9 protein-coding genes and 1 pseudogene are annotated in these 9,540 nt (G+C 64.7%); 2 read left to right on the top strand and 8 right to left on the bottom strand.

What is annotated here, in order from left to right; all coding sequences use genetic code 11:
• Positions 1-138: 138 nt before the first annotated feature.
• On the top strand, positions 139-1,509 hold the full coding sequence (locus A2J01_RS25215; protein WP_003944134.1) for a sulfatase family protein: 1,371 nt from the start codon (positions 139-141) through the stop codon (positions 1,507-1,509).
• Here the strand turns inward: A2J01_RS25215 and cysC are convergent.
• The 8 genes from cysC to A2J01_RS25175 form a co-directional block, all read right to left on the bottom strand.
• The gene (gene cysC, locus A2J01_RS25210; RefSeq protein ID WP_064113838.1) at positions 1,506-3,386 is read right to left on the bottom strand and encodes an adenylyl-sulfate kinase; all 1,881 of its coding nucleotides are present in this window, start codon (positions 3,384-3,386) and stop codon (positions 1,506-1,508) included. The two genes, A2J01_RS25215 and cysC, sit on opposite strands and share 4 nt — an antisense overlap.
• Positions 3,386-4,300, bottom strand: a complete 915-nt coding sequence (gene cysD, locus A2J01_RS25205; RefSeq protein WP_047272728.1) for a sulfate adenylyltransferase subunit CysD — start codon at positions 4,298-4,300, stop codon at positions 3,386-3,388. Before cysD ends, cysC begins: the two co-directional genes overlap by 1 nt.
• Positions 4,297-5,106: a trehalose 2-sulfotransferase gene (stf0, locus tag A2J01_RS25200; protein ID WP_007735934.1), complete on the bottom strand. Its 810-nt coding sequence runs from the start codon at positions 5,104-5,106 to the stop codon at positions 4,297-4,299. Before stf0 ends, cysD begins: the two co-directional genes overlap by 4 nt.
• 122 nt (positions 5,107-5,228) lie before the next feature.
• On the bottom strand, positions 5,229-6,170 hold the full coding sequence (locus A2J01_RS25195) for a copper resistance D family protein (protein ID WP_003944164.1): 942 nt from the start codon (positions 6,168-6,170) through the stop codon (positions 5,229-5,231).
• 4 nt (positions 6,171-6,174) lie between these two features.
• Positions 6,175-6,693, bottom strand: a complete 519-nt coding sequence (locus A2J01_RS25190; protein ID WP_064113837.1) for a copper resistance CopC family protein — start codon at positions 6,691-6,693, stop codon at positions 6,175-6,177.
• Positions 6,693-7,355: a YcnI family copper-binding membrane protein gene (locus A2J01_RS25185; protein WP_064113836.1), complete on the bottom strand. Its 663-nt coding sequence runs from the start codon at positions 7,353-7,355 to the stop codon at positions 6,693-6,695. The genes A2J01_RS25190 and A2J01_RS25185 overlap by 1 nt, the downstream gene beginning before the upstream one ends.
• A 52-nt stretch (positions 7,356-7,407) precedes the next feature.
• Positions 7,408-7,923, bottom strand: coding sequence for a hypothetical protein (locus tag A2J01_RS25180; protein WP_003944165.1), 516 nt, complete (start codon positions 7,921-7,923; stop codon positions 7,408-7,410).
• Between the two features lie 14 nt (positions 7,924-7,937).
• Positions 7,938-8,591, bottom strand: coding sequence for a DUF6474 family protein (locus tag A2J01_RS25175; RefSeq protein WP_064113835.1), 654 nt, complete (start codon positions 8,589-8,591; stop codon positions 7,938-7,940).
• Positions 8,592-8,715: 124 nt separating this feature from the next.
• Here A2J01_RS25175 and A2J01_RS25170 point away from each other — a divergent pair.
• Positions 8,716-9,540, top strand: a pseudogene (locus A2J01_RS25170) (TM0106 family RecB-like putative nuclease); the annotation flags it as partial.

Genomic DNA, 9,540 nt, shown 5'->3' with positions numbered 1-9,540 from the left:
GGCGACCACGTTCGAACTGGACGACGTCATCGACCCGGCCGATACCCGTGGATGGATCAGACAACTCGGCAGAAACAGTTGAGATCCTGCTGATTCGAGCTGTTGCCGCACGTGGGCGGGGCAACTAGCCTTGCCCACGTGTCGGCTGCGCGAGATAACGTCCTGATCATTCATTGGCACGACCTGGGGCGACACCTCGCGAGTTACGGTGTCGCCGGGGTCAACAGCCCCCATCTCGACCGACTGGCGGCAGAAGGCATCCGGTTCACCGACGCACACGCGACGGCGCCGCTGTGCTCGCCTTCGCGCGGATCGCTCTTCTCGGGCAGGTATCCGCACAACAACGGTCTGATCGGGTTGGCGCACCACGGCTGGGAGTACCACGCGGAGGTGCAGACGCTCCCGCAGATCCTCTCCGACAACGGTTGGTACACCTCGCTGTTCGGCATGCAGCACGAGACTGCGTATCCGAAGCGACTGGGCTATCACGAGTACGACGTCACCAACTCGTTCTGCGACTACGTGGTTCCGCGTGCCCAGAACTGGCTACGACGCTTCCCGCCCGAGCCGTTCCTGCTCACCACGGGATTCTTCGAAACGCATCGCCCGTACCCCGCCGATCGCTATACCCCGGCGGACACCGCAGCCCTGGAGGTCCCCGGATACCTTCCGGACGTGCCACAGGTGCGCGAGGATCTGGCCGAATTCCACGGCAGCGTAGAGGTGGCCGACGCCGCGGTGGGGGAACTGCTCGCGACCCTCGAGGAAGAGGGGCTCGACGAGAACACCTGGGTCTTCTTCCTCACTGATCACGGCGCGGCGTTCCCGCGTGCCAAGTCGACGCTCTACGCCCCGGGTACCGGTATTGCCTTGATCGCTCGGCCTCCCGCGCGGTATCGCAGTGGCGGAAAGGAATACGAGACACTGTTCAGCGGTGTGGACCTTGTTCCGACCATTCTCGATCTGCTCGGAATCGACGTCCCCACCGAGGTGGAAGGGCGCTCGCACGCCGATGCCCTCGTCGACCGCGGAACCGAACCGTCCGAACCCGTTCGTACCTCCTTGTTCACGGAGAAGACCTTTCACGACAGCTTCGATCCCATTCGTGCGGTGCGCACCAAGGACTACAGCTACATCGAGAACTACGCCGTCCGCCCCGCTCTGGATCTACCGCTCGACATCGAGGACAGTCTTTCCGGAAAAGCGCTCGGCACCGAGCATCTTGCGGTACGCGCACCCCGGGAGCTGTACGACCTCCGTGCCGACCCGGACGAGAAGATCAATCTGATCGATCGACCGGAAGTCTCGGCAATACAGGCGGAATTGTCCTCGCAGCTTCACACGTGGCGCGCCGAAACCGACGATCGTCTCCCGGACGAGGCATTGGGAAGCGCGATGGCGGTGCACCGCATGGCGGCGTACCTCGAGAAGATCGGTGTCCGACCCAACGTGCGGTCCGCCTACAGTGCGGACCGCGGTTACCTCGAGTCGGACACCGAAAACCCCTAGGGCCTTGCGGCTTCGCGCTCTTCCAACAATGCGATGACCCGCTCGACCAGCTCGTTGATGTCAGCGCCGGTTGTGTCGAATGCCAGGTCCGGCTCCTCCGGCGTCTCGTAAGGCGCGTCGATTCCGGTGAGCCCCTTCAGTTCACCCGCCCGCGCACGAGCGTACAGGCCCTTGGGATCTCGACGTTCGCATTCTTCGACGGGAGTGGTGACGGCAACTTCGAGGAAAGTGAGCCCGGCAGCTTCGTTGAGAGCGCGCGCAACTGCTCGATCCGAACGCAGCGGCGAAACCATCGACGCGATCGCCACGACGCCGGCGTCGGCGAACAGTCGAGTGAGATGCCCGACGCGTCGGATGTTCTCGGCTCGGTCTCCCGGCGAGAACCCGAGATCGTCGGAGATACCGTGGCGGACGTTGTCACCGTCCAGCAGATACGCGGTGCGTCCCGCGTCGACGAGCGCACGTTCGACAGCCACAGCGACGGTGGATTTTCCGGAGGCAGGCAGGCCGGTCAGCCAGATCGTCGCGCCCTTCTGGGTGGTAGACGCCCACCGCCGTTGACGTTCGAGTGAGGACGGATGCCACTTGATGTCGTTGCGGGTCTGCTCGCCGGGAACGACGACGCGTGGTTCGAGAATGGTGCCTGCGCCGACGGTGTCGTTGCTCTGCTCGTCGATCAGGATGAAGGCGCCAGAGTCCCGATTGTGGTCGTAGGTGTCTGCGACCACCACGGAACTGGTTCGGAGCGTGACCGTTCCGATATCGTTGAGTCCCAGTTCGACAGGGCTGTCCTGCTCGTCGAGCGTTTCAGGATCGAGACGGGTGTGCAGTTCTTGGACGGTCGCTCGCACGGTCCGGGACGTGTGTTTGAGCGCTATCCGATCGCCCGCGCGCAACGGTGTGTTGGACAACCAGCAGATCGTGGCTTCGAGTTCTCGGGCCAGAACCGGCAAATGAGCCTGCGCACCGCCGCTGACCAGAACGTCGCCACGTCCGACGTCGATGTCGTCGGCCAGTTCCACCGAAACCGACAGTGGTGCAACGGCAGTACTGCGGTTGTCGTCGAGAGTGTCCAGACTGATCACGGTGCTCTTCGATCCGGACGGCAGGACCACTACCTCGTCTCCGACGCTCAGTGTGCCTGCCGAAATCCGGCCGGTGTACCGGCGACGATTCTGCGGATCGGGGCGCGAAACCCATTGCACGGGAAGCCGAAGCTCCTCGATGTGCGTCGCGGGCGCATGGAGTTCGACGCCTTCGAGGTACTCGAGGAGCGTCGGCCCCTCGTACCACGCGGTGTTCTCGGACCGCGTCACGACATTGTCGCCGGCTTTCGCGGAGACCGGTATGGCGAGTACGTCCTCGCGTCCGACTTGCCGTGCCAAGGCCCGCAATTCTTCCTGCACCTGAGCGAATCTCGCTTCGTCGAAGTCCACCAGATCGATCTTGTTCACCACGGCTACAAGGTTCGGAACACCGAGCAGTGCGGCGATTCTGGCGTGCCGGCGCGTCTGACGCAACACGCCGGTCCTCGCGTCGACCAGCAGGACCGCTACGTGAGCGTTGGATGCTCCGGTGAACATGTTGCGCGTGTAGCGTTCGTGCCCCGGGGTGTCGGCGAGTACGTAACTTCTTGTCGGGGTGGAGAAGAATCGGTACGCGACGTCGATCGTGATGCCCTGTTCACGCTCGGCACGTAGTCCGTCGGAGAGTGCAGCCAGGTCGGCGACACCGTGCTCGTCGGTCACGGAATCGAGGTGATCGGTTGGCAGACTGTCGGTGTCATGCAACAGTCGGCCGATCAGCGTGCTCTTGCCGTCGTCGACGCTACCCGCCGTGGCCAGTCGCAGGAGTTGGCGAGTGATGGTGGTCGTCATCAGAAGTAGCCCTCACGCTTTCGGTCTTCCATCGCGGCGACCGACGTTCGGTCGTCTGCGCGAGTCTCGCCTCGTTCGGAAACCGTCGCGGCCGAGATTTCGGTGACGACGTCGTCGATGGTGGTGGCGTGAGATCGAACGGCGCCGGTGATGGTCAGATCGCCGACGGTTCGATATCGCACCCACTCGGTCGTTGCCGCGGCGTTCTCGGCGTCGGTGCTGAATTCGGAAGCAGCGAGGAGCATTCCGTCGCGCTCGAATACCCTCCGCTGGTGCGCGAAATAGATGGACGGCAGTTCCAGTTCCTCCTGGGCTATGTAGCGCCAGATGTCGAGCTCGGTCCAGTTGCTCAGCGGGAAGACACGAACGGACTCGCCGCGTCTGATCCGACCGTTGTAGAGCGACCACGGTTCGGCCCGTTGCGCTCGCGGGTCCCACTGGCCGAACTCGTCACGGAAGCTGAGGACTCTTTCCTTGGCGCGCGCACGTTCCTCGTCCCGGCGGGCGCCGCCGAACGCGGCGTCGAACCTTCCAGCTTCGAGAGCGTCGAGCAGGGTTCTGGTCTGCAGGCGGTTTCGCGATCCGCTGGTCTCGGTCGACTCCTGCACTCTGCCCTGGTCGATCGAATCCTGAACGGAAGCAACCAGAAGTGTGTGCCCGCCCTCCTTGATTCGGCGGTCGCGAAATTCGATGACCTCCTCGAAATTGTGACCGGTGTCGACGTGCAGGACCGGGAAAGGGAGTGGGGAGGGCCGAAACGCCTTCTCGGCCAGACGAAGCAGGACTATCGAGTCCTTGCCGGCCGAGAAGAGCAGGACCGGTCTCTCGAGTTCTGCCACCACCTCTCGAATGATGTGAACCGCTTCGGATTCGAGAACTCGGAGTTCGTCGACGACATCGGTGACGGTGCTCATGTGACGGGATATCCGTTCTGTTCGGCGTCGATGCGATAACGCTGCACCCATTCGCGGGATCGTCCGTCGCTCTGACGACGCAGCGGCGGTGGCGGGGCCAGTTGTCCGTCGAGGCCGAGGGAGATGAGGGTTTTTGCGACCACGGATTGCGGGTCTTCGGTGAGATCGCGGAACCCGACTTCGATGGGAGAGATGTCCTCTTCCTCGAACCAGCGCTTCCATTGGCGTTCCTGCTCACCGAGAATCGTCACCAGGTGCGCGATTCCGACTGCGTTGTACTGCGCACCGTCCGAGAGATTCGGTGGAGTCGCGTCGTCGCGCCAAACCTGTGTCTGCACGGCGCGCCACATCGACACAGCTTGAGCGACGACATCTTCTCGATAGACGTGGATGAACTGCAGGTCGTGATCGAGGGTGTCGTGGAGTGCGGAACGTAGGTCCGTCCCACTGCGCCAGGGCAATCCGGCCGCGCGATCGAGTAGGAGCGGCGTCTGGTTCCACATCAGCTTGCCACCCCAGACTCCGTTGGGGGTTCGGCCGAGTTCGAGAAGTTGTGTGCGCCACTGTTCGGAGGTGCGAGTGTCCGGCGTGCCCGGGTGGAACGGGGCGAGCAGACCCAGGACGGACTCGTCCGTGACGTCTTCGAACCACTGCCTCGGTTGCGGCGATCGCGAGGTCTCGGGGAGGTACTGGAAGAACTCTTCCGGCTCACCCGCGACCCCGGTTGCTCGCAGGGATTCGACCAGCAAAGTACTGCCGCTGCGCTGCGAAGCGCAGACGAGAAACGAGCGTTGGGCCTCCGTCATGCGAGCAACGCTAAGGGGGGCCGGAAACCGCCGCAAGCTGGGAAAATAAACTCACGCAGAGGTTAAATCTCGACGTGAAACGTTAAATGTGCGGGTCACGAAATGTCGCGCTGAGGCACGTCTTACGCAGTTGTCGCAAGGGCCGCGGCAAGCCCGAATGCGATGGCCATGAAGACAACTTCACCGATGGCGCGACGCAGGGATCCGTCCGAACTCATGCGGTGTGCAGCGCTCGCGACCACCCATGTCCGGCGCCACCACCATCCCAGGGCGACGAGCAGTCCGATCGCCACGATCTTGGCGAGGATCACCCGACCGTATGCGGTGTCGTAGAAGGCGGAGAGTGAGTCGAGTCGCACGACGGCGTTGACGATACCGGTGACGACCAGCGCGAGGACGCATCGCCAGGCGAGAGCGGAGTACTTGGGCAACCAGATCGCCCAGGCACCGCGCGACGGTACGGCAAGCGCGAGTGCGGCGAGCACGCCGAACCACAAGGCCGCAGCGAGGACGTGAACGGCGTCGAGGATCGATCCGAAGCTCTGCTGCGCCATGTGCCCGGTGATCGGGCGGGCAGCGAGCGCCAACGCGGAGACGACCAATGCCGGTGCGACGGGCACCGTCTCGGGATTGGTGAATCCGTAGATGCCGTAACAGACGACGGCAAACGCGCACGCGATGATCGCGACGCCGACGCGGCCGACGTTGACCTCGGAGACGAATGCGCCGAAGTGCCCGATGGTCAGCGAGGTGACCGGGGCGCCGTCGGCCGCTGCGGCATTGAGCACGAGGAGCGTGATCTCGGCGACGAGCCACACTGCTGCCACCGCGGTGAGCTGAGTCCACATGACGGCGGGGGTTGTCGCCGGGCGGCGTTCACTGCGGCCCATCCAGGCGAGCGTCGCGATGCCGAGGGTCAACGAACCACATCCGATCGCGAGAACGCGGACCGTGCTCGACGATTCGGGTCCCGACGGGCTGGCGAGGCCCCAGGCGATCAGGACTCCCAGCAGAGCTGTGGGTACGGCAAACAGCAACCACCACCTGTTTGCCGTACCCGTCACGCGATCAGCTCGACTTCGGCTTACGGAGCACGAAGAACAGCGCACCGCCGAACACGACGACGCCGGCGACGATGAAGATCCACACCGGCATGCTGCCGGACTCCGACTCACCCGTACTCGACGCGGCGGCAGCGCCGGGAGTGCCCGACCCTGCCTCGGTGAGGGTGAACGTCAGGGTTCCGTTGACGGGGTGACCGTCAGCGGAGGTGACGCGGTACGCGATGGTGTAGACGCCGGTCGGCCCGAGATCGCCGAGGTCTGCACTGACAGTGGGTCCTTCGACGGCCGGATCGCTCTTGGTCCAGAGGTTGCCGTCGGGACCGGTGACGGTCAGCGCCGCGAACTGCGCCTGCAGAGCCTCGTTGAACGTGACCGAAACCGTGTCAGGCGCAACTTGAATGGACGCACCGTTTTCCGGGTTGGAGCCGACCACCGCGGAGTGTGCACTGGCCGTGCCCATTCCGAGCATCGTGGCCAGCATCGCGAGCATGCCGACGGCGATGACCTTGATCCGGGTACTCATCAGCGCTTGCTCCTGACCAGTGCGCCGAGGCCGAGTGCAGCGCCCAAAGCGCCGAGCACCAGGCCGACGCCGCCTAGCCAGCGGGCGGTGTTGTCCGACGAAGAGTCAGCGGCTTCGGATGCGGCGGACGTCTCGGCAGCAGGCGCTCCGTGGGCATCGCCGGTGGACGCGGCGAGAGTCAGCGTCGGGGCGGGCTTGTCCGGCTCGCTGCCGTCGGCAAGCTCTTCCTGATCCCAGTTGACGACGTTGCCGTCGCTGTACGTCTGGACAGCCTTGAACTCGACCTCGTCCTGCTCCGGCAGCGGGCCGGCAGAAAGGACGAACTGCTGGAACTGGCCGGGGGCGATTCCGACGCCAGGGTCGGCGGTCCAGGTCACGGACTTGGCGACCAACGAGGTGGGGTCCTTCTCCACGACGGCGGTCCAGCCGGGCATCGGTTCGGTGCGTGCCGACTTGAGGTCGGGGAGCGCCACCGTCAGCTTGGTGGTCGAAGCGGTGTCGGATTCGGTCGGCACGCGGAACGTGAGAACGGAGTATCCGCCCTGCGCAGCTCCTGGTGCGACGACGCTCACGTCTGCTGAAGCAATTCCGGCGGCCAGCAGCACGGCGCTGCCGGTAGCGACGGTCGTGACAACCGCGCGCGAAATCAGGGTGTTCTTCATGTCGGGAAGTGTCCTCTTGGTCTGGTGAAGGGGTGGGGCGTTCTACGAATCTTCAGACCAGGGCAGGAGGACCGCGCCGCGAGATGCTGGCGCGAAGTAGAGCGTCGACAGGTCCGTGATGGATTCCGGTCGAGACGGTGTGGCCGCGAGAAGTGACAGCGGCGGGAGCCAGAGACGCCAGGACGACGTGGAGAGCGTGGGTGACAACGCGGTAGAGGCGCTCGGCGGCCAGGACCGCCACCGCACAAGCGACGGTGGCACCGGCGTGAGCACCGAGCATCACCAACCCCGGAGCGGGCGAATGAGCGTGCTCGGAGAGCGTCATGGTGGTGTGCGCGGCCAACTGACCCAGACCCAGAGCAACGATCAAGGCAGCGGGCCCCCGTGAGAGGGCGGGAAGGGTGGCCGTCACGGCGCCGACGGTTGCGCAGACGGCGAGCAACAGGGTCAGCGACGACGACTGTGGCAGCTCGCCTCCGCCGATCCCGTGCGCGGCGACAGCGAGAGCAGCCGAAGCGGAACCGACAGCTGTCCCCCGGAGGGTCGCGGTCTGCTCGGCTGCTCTCACTGGCGTTCTCAGGTCTAGCGCACGCCGAGACGTGCGAGCAGATCTGCTTCGACGCCGTCGAGTTCGGAAGAAATCGCCTGGTGAGCTGCTTTACGGCGAGCCTGCGGCATCTGCTCGGCAGCGCGAACTGCCGTGCTGAGGTCGCCGAGGCGCTCACGGATGGCGGCGGCGAAACGCTGCGTCTCCGCGTCGTCGGGCTTGCGGCTGAGGATCGCGGTGACCGAGCTCTCGGCGCCGGCGATACGAGCGCTCAACTTCGCGCCGTGACCGGTGTAGTCACCGAGCTGGTCGACGGCGATGCCCATCTTCTGTGCACGCGTGGTGTCGAGCTGGGCGCGCACCGCCGTGGCTGCGCGGTAAGCGATCGGCAGGAGAACGGGGGCAAGCAGACGTGCCACTCCCAGGTACTTACGCACCTTGGCGACGGTCAGGCCCTGATTCGCAGCGGCCTTCTCCTGCGCCTTCAGGGTCGCGATCTGTGCCTTTTCGATCTTGTGCTGTGACTCGATCTCGGCTTTCTCCAGCTTCTTGAGCGACTTGGTCTCGACCTTGTCGCGCTTACGCTGGCTCTTGGCGTTGAGCTTCGCCTCGACCTCAGCCTTGTGCTTGAGAGCCTTTGCCTCCGCCTTGCGGGTGGCACGAGACTTTCGCTTCTTGAACAACCCCATCGAAAAGGACCCCGTTTCCAGGTGTTTGTGTGTTGCCAGGTACCTGCGCTTCGGCTTCAGCCTAGGGGAGCACATAATCTTCGTCATCGTGTGTTCCGTTAACAACCCCGCGCCCCAGCTCCCGATCATCGATTCGGGGGCGTTGACCCGATGCCGTCATCGGGTGCGTCTGGACGGGTTGTTTCCCGGGAAATCGGCTTCGGAACCCGTCGACACCGGCGTCAAGCAGCGCCAGGATGCCGCGATCGCGAAGCGCGCGGAGATCGCCGAACTCGTGATCGGCGCTGCTCCCGAGCGTTGGGTGAAGATCAACCCTGATCAATCGGCGTCGGCTCAGGCTCGCGACACCTTGGCTGCCTGTGAGGCCGGCGCAGACCGGATCTGGGGCGCGGTCTTGCCGGTCGAGCGCGACACCGGACGCAAGGGCCGCTGCGAAATGCTCATCCGTGACGACGAGGGTGGCGGGTACATCCCCGTCATTGTCGTCAATCACAAGGTGACCGATCCCGGCCAGGGCGCGATCACCTCGGGGCTCTTCGAATGGGAGCCCGCGGCCGATCCCAAACGCAAGGTCCGCAGTCAGGTCCGCGATCAGATGCGCGTCGCGCAGGTCTATCGGATGCTCTAGCGTCGTGGGCTGGCGAGCCCGTCGCTGACGGCAGGCGCGATCGGATACAACGGAGACTGCATCCTCGTTCACGACCTCAGTGCCGTTCTCGACGATTACGACGAGCGTTTCGCCGACCGTATCGCTGTGGCCCGCGGTGAGGTGCTGACGTCTCCGTCACAGGTGAGCGAGTGCAAGTCGTGCCCGTGGTGGACCGAATGCAAGCAGGAGTTGGTTCGCAACCGCGACGTCAGCCTCGTCGCTGTCGGAGCGCGGGCCGAGCTTCTGCGCGACGTGGGCTGCAACACGATCGATCAGCTGGCCGCCTGGGACGGTGAGCCG

This window comes from Rhodococcus sp. EPR-134 (assembly GCF_001647205.1).
In the GTDB taxonomy this organism is placed as follows: Bacteria; Actinomycetota; Actinomycetes; order Mycobacteriales; family Mycobacteriaceae; genus Rhodococcus_F; species Rhodococcus_F qingshengii.
The sequence above is the reverse complement of the archived record's forward strand: the minus strand, read 5'-3'. Positions and strand labels throughout refer to the sequence as shown.